Source organism: Bacillus sp. FJAT-49736, from assembly GCF_018343615.1.
Taxonomy (GTDB): domain Bacteria; phylum Bacillota; class Bacilli; order Bacillales; family Bacillaceae_C; genus Margalitia.
Map to the genome: position 1 here is coordinate 921,820 of NZ_JAGYPI010000001.1, position 15,490 is coordinate 937,309.

At 34.8% G+C, this 15,490-nt stretch carries 19 protein-coding genes and 1 tRNA gene; 16 read left to right on the forward strand and 4 right to left on the reverse strand.

Going from position 1 to position 15,490, the window contains the following annotated elements:
* Nucleotides 1-20 precede the first annotated feature (20 nt).
* Nucleotides 21-644 (reverse strand): transcriptional repressor LexA, encoded by a 624-nt coding sequence (lexA, locus tag KHA87_RS04910; RefSeq protein WP_213092982.1) that lies wholly within the window; start codon nt 642-644, stop codon nt 21-23.
* Nucleotides 645-805: 161 nt separating this feature from the next.
* Here lexA and yneA point away from each other — a divergent pair, with 161 nt between their 5' ends.
* From yneA to KHA87_RS04945, 7 genes are all read left to right on the forward strand, one after another.
* The gene (gene yneA, locus KHA87_RS04915) at nt 806-1,129 is read left to right on the forward strand and encodes a cell division suppressor protein YneA (RefSeq protein ID WP_213092983.1); all 324 of its coding nucleotides are present in this window, start codon (nt 806-808) and stop codon (nt 1,127-1,129) included.
* A 10-nt stretch (nt 1,130-1,139) separates the two neighbouring features.
* Nucleotides 1,140-1,787: a YneB family resolvase-like protein gene (locus KHA87_RS04920; protein WP_213092984.1), complete on the forward strand. Its 648-nt coding sequence runs from the start codon at nt 1,140-1,142 to the stop codon at nt 1,785-1,787.
* Nucleotides 1,788-1,894: 107 nt separating this feature from the next.
* Nucleotides 1,895-2,125: a DUF896 domain-containing protein gene (locus KHA87_RS04925; protein WP_213092985.1), complete on the forward strand. Its 231-nt coding sequence runs from the start codon at nt 1,895-1,897 to the stop codon at nt 2,123-2,125.
* Nucleotides 2,126-2,236: 111 nt separating this feature from the next.
* Nucleotides 2,237-4,243 (forward strand): transketolase, encoded by a 2,007-nt coding sequence (gene tkt / locus KHA87_RS04930; protein WP_213092986.1) that lies wholly within the window; start codon nt 2,237-2,239, stop codon nt 4,241-4,243.
* Nucleotides 4,244-4,403: 160 nt separating this feature from the next.
* Nucleotides 4,404-5,153: a polysaccharide deacetylase family protein gene (locus KHA87_RS04935; RefSeq protein WP_213092987.1), complete on the forward strand. Its 750-nt coding sequence runs from the start codon at nt 4,404-4,406 to the stop codon at nt 5,151-5,153.
* A 144-nt stretch (nt 5,154-5,297) separates the two neighbouring features.
* Nucleotides 5,298-5,738, forward strand: a complete 441-nt coding sequence (sirA, locus tag KHA87_RS04940; RefSeq protein ID WP_213092988.1) for a sporulation inhibitor of replication protein SirA — start codon at nt 5,298-5,300, stop codon at nt 5,736-5,738.
* Between the two features lie 79 nt (nt 5,739-5,817).
* Nucleotides 5,818-6,033 (forward strand): YneF family protein, encoded by a 216-nt coding sequence (locus KHA87_RS04945; protein WP_213092989.1) that lies wholly within the window; start codon nt 5,818-5,820, stop codon nt 6,031-6,033.
* 66 nt (nt 6,034-6,099) lie between these two features.
* Here KHA87_RS04945 and KHA87_RS04950 read toward each other — a convergent pair whose 3' ends face one another.
* Nucleotides 6,100-6,300 carry a hypothetical protein gene (locus KHA87_RS04950; RefSeq protein WP_213092990.1) on the reverse strand — a complete coding sequence of 67 codons (201 nt, stop codon included), beginning with the start codon at nt 6,298-6,300 and terminating at the stop codon, nt 6,100-6,102.
* Between the two features lie 187 nt (nt 6,301-6,487).
* Between KHA87_RS04950 and KHA87_RS04955 the strand changes: the two genes are divergently transcribed.
* Both KHA87_RS04955 and KHA87_RS04960 read left to right on the forward strand, forming a co-directional pair.
* On the forward strand, nt 6,488-8,239 hold the full coding sequence (locus KHA87_RS04955; protein WP_213092991.1) for an ABC transporter transmembrane domain-containing protein: 1,752 nt from the start codon (nt 6,488-6,490) through the stop codon (nt 8,237-8,239).
* A 1-nt stretch (nt 8,240) separates the two neighbouring features.
* Complete coding sequence (locus KHA87_RS04960; protein WP_213092992.1) at nt 8,241-10,031, forward strand: ABC transporter ATP-binding protein; 1,791 nt, start codon at nt 8,241-8,243, stop codon at nt 10,029-10,031.
* A 37-nt stretch (nt 10,032-10,068) separates the two neighbouring features.
* On the opposite strand, the gene KHA87_RS04965 is transcribed toward KHA87_RS04960, so the two are convergent.
* A complete protein-coding gene (locus KHA87_RS04965) occupies nt 10,069-10,236 on the reverse strand; it encodes an aspartyl-phosphate phosphatase Spo0E family protein (protein WP_213092993.1) in 168 nt (55 codons plus the stop codon).
* 331 nt (nt 10,237-10,567) lie between these two features.
* Here KHA87_RS04965 and KHA87_RS04970 point away from each other — a divergent pair, with 331 nt between their 5' ends.
* The 3 genes from KHA87_RS04970 to KHA87_RS04980 all read left to right on the forward strand — a co-directional run bounded on the left by KHA87_RS04970 (nt 10,568) and on the right by KHA87_RS04980 (nt 12,436).
* Nucleotides 10,568-11,281 (forward strand): cytochrome c biogenesis CcdA family protein, encoded by a 714-nt coding sequence (locus KHA87_RS04970; protein WP_213092994.1) that lies wholly within the window; start codon nt 10,568-10,570, stop codon nt 11,279-11,281.
* A gap of 103 nt (nt 11,282-11,384) precedes the next feature.
* Entirely contained in the window at nt 11,385-11,741 is a 357-nt protein-coding gene (locus KHA87_RS04975; protein WP_213092995.1) for a response regulator, read from the forward strand.
* Nucleotides 11,742-11,947: 206 nt separating this feature from the next.
* Nucleotides 11,948-12,436: a CcdC family protein gene (locus tag KHA87_RS04980; RefSeq protein WP_213092996.1), complete on the forward strand. Its 489-nt coding sequence runs from the start codon at nt 11,948-11,950 to the stop codon at nt 12,434-12,436.
* Nucleotides 12,437-12,485: 49 nt separating this feature from the next.
* On the opposite strand, the gene KHA87_RS04985 is transcribed toward KHA87_RS04980, so the two are convergent.
* Entirely contained in the window at nt 12,486-12,911 is a 426-nt protein-coding gene (locus KHA87_RS04985; RefSeq protein ID WP_213094246.1) for a DUF2621 domain-containing protein, read from the reverse strand.
* 132 nt (nt 12,912-13,043) lie between these two features.
* Here KHA87_RS04985 and KHA87_RS04990 point away from each other — a divergent pair.
* The 4 genes from KHA87_RS04990 to KHA87_RS05005 all read left to right on the forward strand — a co-directional run bounded on the left by KHA87_RS04990 (nt 13,044) and on the right by KHA87_RS05005 (nt 15,163).
* A tRNA-Sec gene (locus KHA87_RS04990) sits at nt 13,044-13,140 on the forward strand.
* Between the two features lie 481 nt (nt 13,141-13,621).
* On the forward strand, nt 13,622-13,765 hold the full coding sequence (locus KHA87_RS04995; RefSeq protein ID WP_213092997.1) for a hypothetical protein: 144 nt from the start codon (nt 13,622-13,624) through the stop codon (nt 13,763-13,765).
* Between the two features lie 50 nt (nt 13,766-13,815).
* The gene (locus tag KHA87_RS05000) at nt 13,816-13,959 is read left to right on the forward strand and encodes a hypothetical protein (RefSeq protein WP_213092998.1); all 144 of its coding nucleotides are present in this window, start codon (nt 13,816-13,818) and stop codon (nt 13,957-13,959) included.
* A 601-nt stretch (nt 13,960-14,560) separates the two neighbouring features.
* Nucleotides 14,561-15,163, forward strand: a complete 603-nt coding sequence (locus tag KHA87_RS05005) for a pyridoxamine 5'-phosphate oxidase family protein (RefSeq protein WP_249310135.1) — start codon at nt 14,561-14,563, stop codon at nt 15,161-15,163.
* The last annotated feature ends 327 nt before the right edge of the window (nt 15,164-15,490 follow it).

Sequence of the window (15,490 nt, forward strand, 5' to 3'; positions counted from 1 at the left end):
ATTCCCTTTGGGGTTTGATTTTAGTGAATTACTTGCCTATAAAGTCCAATCACTTTGCCAAGGATAGTAACATTTGGTAATATAATAGGTTCCATTGTAGAGTTTTCAGGTTGGAGACGAATGTAATCTCTTTCTTTAAAAAACCTTTTTACTGTAGCTTCATCTTCCTCGGTCATTGCTACTACAATATCTCCATTGTTTGCTGTCTGCTGTTGTCGAACTACTACATAATCACCATCCAGGATTCCTGCTTCGATCATACTTTCTCCAACGATTTCAAGCATAAATACATTTTCGTCTGCAGGTGCAATATGCTCCGGAAGAGGAAAATACTCTTCTACATTTTCGATAGCTGTAATAGGCAATCCTGCGGTAACCTTTCCTACTAGAGGAACATTCACAATGTTTTGTCGTGGAATTGTATCCTCCATTAGGTCGAGAACCTCAATTGCTCTTGGTTTTGTCGGGTCCCGGCGGATCAAACCTTTGCTTTCTAGTCTGGAAAGATGTCCGTGCACGGTTGAACTGGAAGCTAGTCCAACTGCCTCACCAATTTCACGTACTGATGGCGGGTATCCCTTCATTTTCACTTCTTGTTTAATAAAATCTAAAATATCCTGCTGCCTTTTTGAAAGTTTTGTCATATTTTACACCTCAACGATCGAAGATTCGACTTATTATTAATTTCATTATAGCATTACATTTCCAGATATACAAACATAAGTTCGAAAAATGTTGACAACAAACAAATGTTCTTATTATAATTAAGTCAATAAACGAACATACATTCGAAAGAGGCGGTTTTATGTTATTGTTATGGAAAAAATATTCATATGCTATTATTCTACTTGTTCTTTCATTCATACTTGGATTTTTTATGATATTACAGTTGGAGGATCACTCCAAAGACTATGAACATATTACGGTATCGGAAGGTCAAACATTGTGGGAAATTGCAGATATGTATAAAATTAAAAATGGCATGTCCCATACGGAATTTATTAAATGGGTGCAAGATGAAAATGGTTTAGGCTCCACTGATATTAAGGAAGGACAAAGTATTGTAATTCCAATAAAAATAAAAGATAAGGTTGAAAATGTACAACAATTAGCTTCAGATGCAAAGTAGGTAGTTATTAATGAATACTATTATTTATTGTAGGGTCAGTACCACAAAGCAAACACAGGAAACATCGCTTGCCCGTCAGGAAGAGGAACTTAAGAAAGCTTCACAAGATTGGAATCTTACAGTTGTCGAGATTATTAAAGAACAGGCTAGCGGCTATGATCTTGATAGACCTGGTGTTCTTAAATTACTTGATATTATTAAAACAGATAATATAGAGGCGGTTATTGTTCAAGATGAAACTAGATTAGGCAGAGGAAATGCAAAGATAGCCTTGCTTCATTGTTTAATAAAAGAAAATGTAAAGGTATATAGTTTAGACCATAATGGAGAATTGGTGCTTTCTGAATCAGATTCGATGGTGCTTAATATTGTAAGCATGGTGGAGGAATACCAACGTAAATTACATAATCTGAAAATTAAACGAGGGATGAGAAGAGCGGTGGCAAAGGGTTATCATCCCGAAAAGAATCTCCATGGAAATGGAAATATTTTGGGGAGAGAAAGAAAAGAAATTCCGGTCGAAGAAATTGTACGATTAAGAAATAATGGACTTACATTTGCTGAGATTGCTGCGACAATGCGTGGATTTGGCTATCGTATATCAAAAGCGACAGTGCATAGAAGATACCAGGAATATATAGAAGAACATCAACTCTAATTTTTTTTGTAGCTCCTTTCTTGATAAAGGGCTATTTTTTTAGTAACATAACCTTTATTAATGTAGTATAGATAGGATTTTTATCCTTCAAAAAAGGAGAAAAAATAATGCTTTCAAAAGATAAAATTGCAAGAATTAATGAATTGGCTAAAAAGTCAAAGGAGAGTGGATTGAGCGAGGCTGAAGCAAAAGAACAATCAAAGCTAAGAAGAGAGTATTTAGAATCTTTTCGTTCATCAATGAAAAATACAATAGAAAAAGTAAAAGTTTTTGATCCTAACGGAGATGAAGTAACTCCAAAGAAACTCCGTGACCTTCAAAATAAAAGACTTCATTAAATTAAGCTTTTAAATATTTTTTGAAAATAGATGGTAATTTATTGAGTTAATGAGATAAACATAAGATAATATTAAGTTGAACGTTACTTTATTTAGAGAGGATGCATAATATTGTTTGATAATACAGATAACCTAGCTGTTACGACCATACGGACACTTTCCATTGATGCTATTGAAAAGGCAAATTCAGGCCACCCTGGTTTACCTATGGGAGCTGCTCCAATGGCATACACGCTATGGACTCGTTACATGAATCATAATCCAAAGAATCCAAGCTGGTTTAACCGGGATCGCTTTGTCTTATCAGCGGGACATGGTTCCATGCTCTTATATAGTTTGTTGCACTTGTCAGGGTACGACCTTAGCATGGAGGAATTAAAGAATTTCCGTCAATGGGGAAGTAAGACACCTGGACATCCGGAATTTGGTCATACTCCAGGGGTTGAAGCTACAACAGGTCCACTTGGCCAAGGTATTGCTATGGCAGTGGGTATGGCAATGGCTGAACGTCATCTTGCTGGTATTTATAATAAAGATAATTTTGAATTAGTTAATCATTATACATATACCCTTTGTGGTGATGGCGATTTAATGGAGGGCATTTCAAGCGAAGCTGCATCTTTAGCTGCTCATTTGAAGCTGGGCCGATTGGTTGTTTTATATGATTCCAATGATATTTCCTTAGACGGTGACCTAGATAAATCCTTCTCAGAAAGTATTGAAGGTCGCTTTAAGTCATATGGTTGGCAGTATATTCGTGTTGAGGATGGCAATGATTTTGCAGCAATTGCTAAAGCAATAGAAGAGGCGAAATCTGATGTTAACCGTCCTACCATGATAGAGGTTAAAACAGTTATTGGATATGGTTCACCAAATAAATCAGGAAAATCTGCCGTTCATGGTGCACCACTTGGTGCTGATGAGCTTAAATTAACGAAAGAGTTTTATAAGTGGACATTTGAGCAAGATTTCCATGTTCCATCTGAAGTGTATGATCGCTTTAATGAAATGATTGTAGAAGCAGGGGCAAGAAAAGAAGAGGAATGGAATCAATTATTCGATGAATATAAGACGAAATATCCTGAATTAGCTTCTCAACTGGAATTGTCATTAAGAGGTGAGCTTCCTTCTAATTGGGATAAAGATATCCCTGTCTATGAAGAAGGCAAGAGTATAGCAAGCCGCGCTTCAAGCGGTGAAGTTTTAAATGCTATTGCAAAAAATGTACCTACTTTCTTTGGAGGATCTGCTGATCTTGCCGGTTCCAATAATACAATGATAAAAGGAGAAAAAGATTTCGCTCCTGAATCATTTGATGGACGAAATATTTGGTTTGGCGTTCGCGAATTTGCAATGGGTGCAGCATTAAATGGTATGGCACTTCATGGTGGAGTACAAGTGTATGGAGGTACATTCTTTGTATTCTCTGATTACTTAAGGCCGGCAATTCGATTAGCTGCCCTTATGAAATTACCAGTTACGTACGTATTTACTCACGACAGTATTGCAGTTGGAGAAGATGGTCCGACACATGAACCGGTCGAACAATTAGCAGCAATAAGAGCAATGCCAAATGTTTCTGTCATTCGTCCTGCAGATGGTAATGAAGCAGCTGCCGCATGGAGAGCAGCATTAACATCCAAGGACAAACCAACAGCTCTTGTTTTAACTCGTCAAGGGTTGCCAACTCTGAAATTAACTGCTGAAAAAGCAAATACCGGAGTTGAAAAAGGTGCTTATATTGTTTCGCCTTCTAAAAATGAAACCGCAGATGTGCTTCTTTTAGCTTCAGGCTCTGAAGTATATCTTGCAGTTGAGGCACAGACAGCACTCCAAAAAGAAGGTATTGATGCTTCCGTTATCAGTATGCCTTCATGGGATCGTTTTGAAAAGCAAAGTAAGGAATATAAAGAATCAATCCTACCGAAGTCTGTTAAGAAAAGATTTGCTATTGAAATGGCTTCTCCATTTGGATGGGACCGCTACGTGGGTGATGAAGGAGAAATCTTAGCTATTGAAGGCTTTGGTGCTTCTGCTCCTGGTGGAAAAATAATGGAGGAATACGGATTTACGGTTGAAAATGTAGTGAAAAATGTGAAGAATCTTTTACAAAAATAAAAGGTCAGGAAAACACGCATTCAATGCGTGTTTTTTGTTTTGGGAGTTAAACATCTATGTTGCGCCAGCGTACTGTAATTTTCCATTAATTTTGAGTCATATCATAACGATTAAAAGGGAAACTTTTATTAAATGATATTTTTACTGAGAGGATACCCTTATGAAAAAAATGTGGATATTTGCATTAATATTAATTGCTGGCAGTGCTTTATCAGGAAATAATATAGCTTTGTCAAAATCTACAATGAGATTTGAAATCGAAAAGTCAGGAGATGCGGTATGGAATGCAAGAACTCAGAAAAAACTCGTGGCATTAACCTTTGATGATGGACCTCATCCAGAATATACCCCTGATATCTTAAAGCTTTTAAAGAAGTATCATGCAAAATCAACTTTTTTTGTCATAGGAGAACTTGTAAAACAATATCCAGAAATTGTACAAGAGGAAGTAAAAAACGGACATGAAATTGCAAATCATACATTCAGTCATCATTTTAGAAGTAATTTATCGAAAAAACATTTAAAAAAGGAATTAAAAAAGACAGAGGAAATAATTAGAGAAATCACTGGTGTAAGTACTGCATTTTTTCGCCCAATTGGCGGTTATTATAATCAAAAAATTGTACAAACTGCAAGAAATTCCGGTTACCGTGTAATTATATGGACATGGAATCAAGATTCAAAGGATTGGAAAGAACCTGGTGCAGAAAAAATTGCAGAAAATATTCTCTCCGATACAATGCCAGGGGATATTATATTAATGCATGATGGAGGCGGAGACAGGAGTCAAACTGTTAAAGCACTGGAAATAATCTTACCGCAATTAAAAAAAGCCGGATATGAAATGGTTACTGTTTCAGAACTATTAATGAGAACGGAGTATGACGGGTTCCCTTTTTATCTGCCTTAAATAATTATATAAAAATTATTATAAAATTATAGTTTCGCGATAATTCGACAAAATAAACATAATTTTTAAACAATTTATGACACGCTCTATTTCTTATTTCATATATAATGATAGGAAAGAAAAAACTCGGGAGTGAGATTTTTCATGAGATCCTATCAAATTTATTCTATTGAAAACGAGGTCGCAGATTATTATTACGGACGAGAACGAATGTTTTACGATTTATTTTTGCAGTATTTATACGTTTCTGGGAGCTTAAAAGAAATTATTAGGAAGCAAATAAACTATATAACCAAACCTTTTCCTATATTAAATATTCACCATTTACTTAATCAAAGCTTTTTAAGGAAGAGTGAAATGATATGGGATGGAGAAAAGTATCTTTCTAAAAGAAATAGCAGTGAAAATGGAGTGGAGCTGCAAATAAGAGAGCAAATGCTGATTTTACATGCATGGGGTCACTTTGATTCGGAGTCTATCTTTTTGGAGGCTTTAAAAAAATATGACGGACGATTATTGGCAATAGATATTGAAAATGAACGATTTGGGTGGATAAAACCACTGAAAGAACGAAAATTCGTTTGAAAGACAATGGAAATATTGTATAATGGTTGAGGATTTAGTACACTGATAAATAGACAACATGAAGGAGGAAATAGAATACATGGCTTGGTGGGGTTATTTACTAATCGTTGTGGCACTACTTGCAGGAATTGCCATCGGATTTTTCATAGCACGAAAATATATGATGAACTACTTAAAGAAAAATCCACCAATTAATGAACAAATGCTTAAAATGATGATGACACAAATGGGTATGAAACCGTCGCAGAAGAAAATCAATCAAATGATGAATGCGATGAACAAGCAAATGAAATAATAAACAATCAACAGTTAAAAAGCCACTATTTCTTCATGAGAGATAGTGGCTTTTTCTTCGTTTCTTCTAATCCTGCCACGGATTATTATTATTAAACACATTTACCGCCTCATCAATTGCATTCATAACATTTTGGTCGCTTTGCTGACTCGTTTGATTATCCGTTTGTACATCATTTCTAACGTCCTCAGCGAAATTGTCGAAGGTTTTGTTCACTTTTTCCATGATCTGATCATTATTAGGAGAATTATCCTTAAAATTTTCCATTTTATTCACCTCTATGTAATAGAATGTCTATTGCATTGGAAAATATACATCTTGCCAAAGGAGTAATATAGAAATATTTTTTCTACATAAGTAATAGTCTCTCCTTCTTTTCTAAAGGCTAAATATTTGTTAAAATTAGAAAGCGTTTGTAAATTCAGATATTGATATGCGGGGAGGGGGAATTAATATGCGGGTCTTCATTGATTTAATGTGGTTTTTTAAACAGGAAAAGAAGCCTTATATAATAGGCATATCCATATTAGCTTTTGTTGCTGTATTACAACTAGTACCACCTAAAGTAGTTGGGTATATAGTGGATGAGATTAAGGATAACAAGCTGACGCCAGCCCTACTAACCAAGTGGGTTATTGTGTTAATTGTAGTGGCTGCATTAATGTATGTACTTAGGTATTATTGGCGAATTATGATTTTTGGATCTTCTTATAAGCTCGCACGTGTTCTTCGCAACAGGCTTTTCCATCATTTTACGAATATGTCTCCATCCTTTTATCAAAAAAATCGTGTAGGAGATTTGATGGCTCATGCCACCAACGACCTGCAGGCGATACAAGGAACAGCAGGAAGCGGCGTGTTAACACTGGTTGATTCCATTATGACCGGAGGTTCGGTTATTATTGCAATGGCAGCTACTATTAGCTGGAAGTTGACGCTTATTGCACTCATACCGATGCCTATAATGGCCATCTTAACAAGCTTGTACGGGTCCATATTACATAAGAGATTTCATAAAGCACAAGAGGCATTCTCTAGTTTGAACGATAAAACGCAGGAAAGCATAAATGGAATAAAGGTCATTAAAACCTTTGGACAGGAAAAAGAGGATATAATGTCCTTTGTTAAGCAATCAGATGATGTAGTGAAAAAAAATATAGCTGTTTCCAAAATAGATGCCCTGTTCGATCCAACTATTTCGATTATTATTGCTTTATCATTCTTCCTATCCATCATTTTTGGGTCAAGGCTTGTAATCCATAATGAATTAACGATTGGCCAATTAATTTCTTTTACAACCTATATTGGATTACTGACATGGCCGATGCTAGCGTTCGGAAGTATTTTTAATATTATGGAACGAGGAAGGGCATCGAATGATCGGGTGAAAAAACTACTAGCAGAACAGGTGGAAATTAAGGATAATCTTGATGCGATGAATGAAGCTCCAACTGGTTCCATCTCATACAAAATAGATGCTTTCCGATATCCAAATGAAGAAAAAGAGATATTACAAAATATTTATTTTTCTATAAATCAAGGAGAAACGCTTGGAATTGTCGGTAAGACGGGATCGGGAAAAACAACCTTGTTAAAATTGTTAATCCGCGAATTTGAAGGATATGAAGGGAAAATAACATTCGGGGATTATTCCATACAAGATTATAAAATGGATCGATTGAGGGAAGCCCTTGGCTATGTTCCGCAGGATCATTTTCTATTTTCCGCGACAGTTGGAGAAAACATTGCCTTTACGAATCCTTTCATTGAAAAAGAAAAGATAGAGGAAGCAGCCAAGCTTGCCCATATTCATCATGATATTGTTCAATTTACGGATGGATACGATACAGTAGTGGGGGAGAAGGGAGTTTCCTTATCCGGAGGACAAAAACAAAGGATTTCGATTGCTAGGGCACTTATTATGGATCCGGAGGTATTGATTCTGGATGATTCATTGTCAGCGGTAGATGCGAAAACAGAAGAGTCCATTTTAAAAGCATTAAAGGAAGAAAGAACCGGCAAAACAACGATTATAACTGCTCATCGATTAAGTGCAATAAAACATGCGAATTTAATTCTCGTATTGGAAGATGGAAAAATACTAGAACGTGGAAATCATGAGCAGTTAATGGAGCAGGGCGGTTGGTATAAAGAGATGTACGAACGCCAACAGCTGGAAGAGCTTGTAGAGCATGGGGGGAAATAATATGGATAAAATTTCAACAATGTCCGGGAAGGAACAACGAAAAGTATTATTTCGGCTAATGAGCTATGCAAAACCCCATTTAAAGATTATTGTATTCGCTTTTACATTATTACTGCTAGCGACTTTAGGGGATATATATGGTCCGATTATTATTCAAAAATTCATCGATAATTATTTAACTCCACGCCACTTTCCATATAAACCGCTTGTTACATTAGCAAGTCTTTATATTGGGATTCAAATATTTAAAGTAGTAATTTCTTATTTTCAAATCTTTAAATTTCAGGAAATTGCTATAAAAATTATTCAGCAATTAAGGATAGATGTATATTCAAAGGTTCAAACCTTAGGAATGCGATATTTTGACAAAACACCTGCAGGAAGTATTGTTTCTCGTATAACGAATGACACGGAAGCTATCTTTGATATGTTCGTGAATGTAATGGTTACTTTTATCCAAGGTGCATTTCTACTAATTGGTATATTTATTGCTATGTTTTCCTTAAATACAAAACTGGCATTGTTTTGCTTATGTATTTTACCGCTTATCTTTTATGTAATGGTATTATATCGGAAATTCAGCTCTGTCTTTTACCAAGAAATGCGTGAGCGCTTAAGCCAATTAAATGCAAAACTAAATGAATCACTACAGGGTATGTCCATCATTCAAGTCTTTCGTCAAGAGAAGCGGCTTAGAAAAGAATTTGCTGATATTAATGAAAGACACTATAAGGCTGGAATGCGAAATATAAAAATTGACGGTTTATTGCTTCGACCAGCTATTGATTTAATCTATGTATTTGCCTTAATCATTGTATTAAGCTTTTTCGGGATATCATCCTTTAATCACACCATTGAAATTGGGGTATTATATGCATTTATAAATTATCTGGACAGATTCTTTGAACCTGTGAATCAAATGATGTTTCGGCTTTCTATGTTTCAACAGGCGATTGTAGCATCCTCCAGAATTTTTAAAGTAATGGATGAAACGGAAGTATCTCCAGCACAGCTTGAGAATGAGAAACTGCGAATACATGAGGGGGAAATCGAATTTAGAAATGTTAGCTTTTCCTACGATGGTAAACGGGAAGTGCTGAAAAATATATCTTTTGTAGCAAAACCAGGTCAAACCATAGCATTAGTTGGCCATACGGGAAGTGGTAAGAGTTCCATTATTAACTTAATGATGAGATTTTATGAATTTGAAAAAGGGGATATTTTTTTAGATGGTAAGTCTATAAAGGAATATCCGATAGAGGAGTTAAGAACAAAAATGGGGTTAGTTCTTCAAGATCCATTTTTATTCTATGGAACGATTAAAGACAATATTCGACTTCATAATATCCACATTACAGATAATGAAATAGAGGAAGCGGCACGGTTTGTGCAAGCACACAGTTTTATTGAGAAGATGGATGAACGATATTCTCATAAAGTAGTAGAACGCGGTGCAACCTTTTCAAGCGGACAGCGCCAATTAATTGCATTTGCAAGAACCATTGCTACCGATCCGAAAATATTAGTATTGGATGAAGCAACGGCAAATATTGATACAGAAACAGAAGAATTAATTCAAGAGGCACTTCAAAAGATGAGAAAAGGCCGTACAACTATTGCCATTGCTCACCGACTATCTACCATTCAGGATGCAGATTTAATACTAGTTCTCCATCAAGGGGAAGTAGTGGAAAGAGGAACACATCAAGAATTAATTTCTATCGGTGGTTTATATCACAAAATGTATTTATTACAAAATGGAATGACAGAGCAAGTAGAGCATAGTATATAAAAAAAGAACGAGCGAATTTTTTTTCGCTCGTTTTATATTAATTAGTCGTCAATACAGAAGTGGTTGTTTTTCTGTTAATGTAATTTTGGTTATATTTATTTAGTAAAGTATCCAATTCTTGACTGTAAAAAATGGTATTGGGAGAATGTAATCCTTCATTCATGACAATTTCTATTAATTGAGCCCGTTTTTTTTCAATTAGCATAGATAGTTGTTCTTTTGTCACGGCTGTGGTCCTTTCATTTATAAGTAAACATGATGAACAATTAGTAATATAATATATTTAGTACTAGTATAACCAATCTTTTACACTTTTTCAAAAAAGAAGTTCCCTTTTCTCCAGTTATTCTAATTTATGTAAGAACCTATTGGATGAAAATATTAGAACATACAAATAAGAAAGAATCAAGTGCCACAAAAACTTCACAAGCTTTCTATTCATTTATATATCATAAATTTGGTAATATATTAGTAATAACGTATTCATATCGTTAAAAACACCAACATGGTTGAGTGATTATCAGGAGTTGTGATTTATGTCTAGTGTTGATTTGAATTTTTTTCTAGCACTTGGTGCTGGTTTTCTAAGTTTTATTTCTCCATGCTGCCTGCCCCTCTATCCAGCTTTTATCTCCTATATAACCGGAATGTCTGTAAATGAGCTAAAAACAGAAAACGCCATGCTTCAAAAGAGGAGTATGCTGCATACATTATGCTTTATACTTGGTTTTTCAATTGTATTTATTGCTTTAGGCTATAGTAGTTCCTTTATAGGTAATTTTTTTAGTGATTATAAGAATTGGATAAGACAAATCGGAGCAATTCTTATCGTCTTTTTTGGATTGGTAGTAATAGGGCTGATACAACCAAAATTTTTGATGAAAGAGCACAAATATCAATTTAAAAGCCGTCCACTCGGATTTATTGGATCCGTTCTGATTGGTATTGCCTTTGCCGCAGGATGGACACCATGTACAGGACCGATTCTTTTAGCGGTATTTTCTTTAACTGTAAATAATCCAGGATCAGCAGTCTTCTATATGATTGGATATATACTTGGATTTGCTATCCCATTTTTTGTGTTATCCTTTTTCATCGGGAAATTGCAATGGATCCGCAAGCATAGTGCCAAGATTGTCAAAATTGGCGGCGTGATAATGATTCTTATGGGAATAGCCCTATTCTTTGACTGGATGACTTTAATTACCAGCTATATGTCTCTATTATTCGGTGGATTTCAAGGTTTTTAAATTTTTCATCAATTTGATTGCATCTCTTATAGGCAATTTGATATAGTTAGATTGTTGATAGTACGTTCGGAAAAATGCTGTTAGGGATGAGGGGGAAGCATCTATGGCAAAAGTACTTGTAGTAGATGATGCAAAATTTATGAGAGTTACGCTGACCAATATGCTAGAGAACGGTAATCATCAAGTTATTGGTGAAGCGGAAAACGGACTGCAGGCAACAGAACTTTATCGAACACTTAAGCCTGATGTGGTTACAATGGACATAACCATGCCTGAAATGACTGGAATTGAAGCGGTGAAACAAATAATTAGCGAATTTCCCGATGCCAAAATCATCATGTGTTCCTCCATGGGACAGCAACAAATGGTGTTAAGTGCCATTGAAGCTGGTGCAAAAGATTATATTGTAAAACCATTTGATGAAAGTAGAGTAAATGCTGCGATTAGCAGAGTATTGTAAAAATCATTCGAAGCAACATTTCGAATGGTTTTTTCTTTTTTCCCCTACCAATCCAACTGTCAATTTGATTAGGTTTTTTATTGTTCATGTCTTATGCATTTGTGTTCTAAACAAAAATCGTTATAATAAATATGTAAACTTTGTTAATAGGGTATGGGAATTTAAATTATATAAGAATAACAACAATGTGAAGAGGATGATTGTATATGACGGAAATAATTGTCTCATCCATCATAGCCTTATGTATGGGTGCAATGGTCATATTTATTAGGCTGAAGGCATCAAATAAACCTGTTTCTGTGAAAAAAATTATTTTGCCGCCAATCTTTATGAGTACTGGTTTCTTAATGTTTGTAGTACCGTATTTTCGGTTGTCTTTTGGTGAAGTAGCGGAAGCTGTAGTGGTTGGGATGGTTTTTTCAACCTTATTGATCAAGACTTCACGCTTTGAAGTGAGAGAGAATGATATTTTTTTAAAGCGCTCGAAAGCATTTCCATTTATTTTAATCGGACTTTTAGTGATTCGGATTGTGATGAAGGTAGTACTCAGTTCGGAGATTGACCTTGGCCAGCTTAGCGGAATGTTTTTCCTTCTAGCATTCGGTATGATATTGCCATGGAGAATTGCAATGTATTTGCAATACAGAAAATTAGCAAGCGGTATGGACGAAAATATACAAACTAAAGGCGTTTAAAAAAGCGAAGCACTAGGAACAGTGCTTCGCTTTTTTTGTAAATCATTTTCTAAAATAAATGCTCGTATGGGGCTACATCTATTTGCATTTCATTAAGCTTTTTTCTTAGAAATTTATGATCCCTTTTGGGTGTTGCCAAAATATATCCCCGAATAACGTGATCTTGAGTAATGGACTTAGCTTTGTCCTCGAGCGCAATTTCACCAATTTTACCAGCGATTTTATGTCTAGCTACATCTCGGAATAATTCTGGTACCGGACTTACCAATTCCTCCAGCAATAATTTATTTTCATTTGTCCAAAGATTACGGGTGGAACTAACATAATGTTCTTCCCAATCCATAATGGATTTTCCATCTTCCTTCGGTAATTTCTTTAAAAATTTCCGGAACATAAAAAATCCTCCGATTGCCATTAATGAAACTAGCACAACAACCCAGAAGAGGATAAATAATAAAAACCAACCATGAAGCACCATCCAATAAACCTCCTAAGACTATCTATTAACATTATAGTAAAGTTTCAAACGAACAGACAAGCTTAAATACATAAGAATTCTTTTACTTGTGAATAGCTGCCATATTCTCTATAATGATAAAAGTGTTACGGGGCTGATTGTGTTGCTGGTGCATACCGGGGTCTTCAAAACCTTTTGGGAGGCGCGTGCCGTCTCTGCTGGGTTCGATTCCCAGGCAGTCCCGCCATAATATGCAATATAAAGGTTTATCAAACGTTAACAATTCATACCCTGAGTTATTTATTATAGATACAAAGGTTACACAGGATTACTTATAATTGAAACCTTGTGAATTTTTCTTGTCGCAAATACAAGTGCTAATGTAGGAAAGTCTAATGGATTTAGATTGATTTATTAGGTTATTAAAGATGATAAAGAAAATTACTTACTGACCATCTACTCCAAGAAGGATAAAGATAATCTATCTAAGCATGAAATTAAAAGATTAATACAATTATATTGTAGAGAAAAGATCTCCTTAATAAAACTTGTGGAGGTCTTTTTTATTTGTGGAAGTTAGTATCCTCTTTCATTTCTATATAGTTAAAATTGACTAGTAAAATTATCCTAATGAACACTTCAAGTTCTATATTAATCTTGAATAATGGTAAATGTAGGAATGGAAGAATTATATTAGAAAAAACTATCGGGGGAATAGACTAATGAAAATGATTAAGTCAGTAATAGCAAGTGTAATCATGTTACCACTGTTAATTTCTACAAATAATGTTTCTGCTGTATCAAGTGTAACACTTACACCAATAATTACACAATTGGGTTCTACTATTATAGTTCAAATAACGGAACTTTGAATAACTCTGATAGCTTAACATATCGTTTATACGAAAAAGTAGGAAATGATATGGAACTAGTTTTAGAAGATCCTAACGGCTTTGAAACTTACTTTGAAGATGTAGGTAAAAAAGGTACATTTGGTTTAACTGTTAGTGTTAATAAAAATAAAGAGAGTAAAATGGTATATTTTAAAGGTTACAAATTTGGTTAATATTTATGTCACATAGTCAATATCCTAGTTTTGATGCCGACATACTGCTGGTGCAACTCGTTTCCCTTGTAACACAGCCGGAACCGTTACTACTTACAGAGTTGGAGGTAACGGATGGGATAGGCAGGAATACAGGAAGTATATGACAAACTAATTATGGAGTAGGTATGTCGATAGTACAGGTGCATGGACAGCGTGGGTTAAAATAGGTCCTGTATAATCCGCAATTGGAGAAAACTTCGCTTTTTTATCGCAATTGGTGTGGGGCAAGCCTAGCCCCGTGCACGTCTTTTAAATTGGAATACGTTGATTTATCTCTTGATTTAACGGATTGATTTATCGTGAGGTCTTCCAAACCTTGTTAATTAAAATTGGCCAAAAGTTACGGGTGAAGGAGGTATATTTTAATTGTCATAAGTTATACATAATATTTCTGAATGTAGAGGGTGAGGTACCTTCACCTTGTACAAGAGCCATCCTCTTAATGAGAGACAGTGCTTATTCTATTTGCTGTGTTTTTTCTGAGAAGTACTTTCATCAGTTTTTTGTTAAACTAAATTAGTAAAATGATTACAAAAAGCATTGAAAGGATTGTACAGAATTGTCTCAAGGAGAACGAATACTGCAAAAACAATATGGCACTACGAAGAGAGCTATAGCTTTTTATAATAATCAAATGCTCAGTTATTTAAATGAAGAAATGACGAAATTTATATCGAATCAAGGTATGGTGTTTATAGCGACAGCTGATGCAAACGGAAACTGTGACTCTTCTTTTAAAGCTGGATCAAAAGGTTTTGTGCGTGTTATTAATGAAAAAACATTGATATATCCTGAATATAGAGGAAACGGTGTTATGGCAAGCTTAGGAAATATTATAGAAAATCCCCATATAGGACTATTGTTTATAGATTTTTTTGAACATCAAGTTGGACTGCACATCAATGGGAAAGCTTCTATTATTGAAAATAACCAATTATCTTCGTTAAAAGTGTCAGAAAAAATGGTTAATGATATAAACGAAAAAGAAGGTAATAAGCCAGAACGATGGGTTGTAGTCAATGTGGATGAAGCTTATATTCATTGTTCAAAACATATACCGAAGTTGAATCAATTGGACAAAACAATACATTGGGGTACTGATGATATTAAACAAAAGAGAGGCGATTTTTTTAATGCAAAAAAGAATAATAGGATGAGGTAGCCAAAATTGCGGTGAAAGTAGAATATTTTAATTGTCATTTTCACAAATTAAGATTAACTCTTTAGAATGTCTCAAACTCAATAAAAGCTCTTCTCATCAGAGAGGGGCTTTTATTTTATTCGTAATAATAGTTTTTACGTTTTTAGCTTTATCAGTAGCTGTAATTGAAAGCTTAGTTCCTTTTTTTGCATTTTGATAGTTACTTTGAAGGAACCTGATTTGTGTGCAATAGCTTTACCGATTACTTTTTGACACATGTAAAATGGGAGATTGATTCCTTTTTATTAATGCAATTTACAAGAAAGAATTTCCATTGTTTATTTTAAA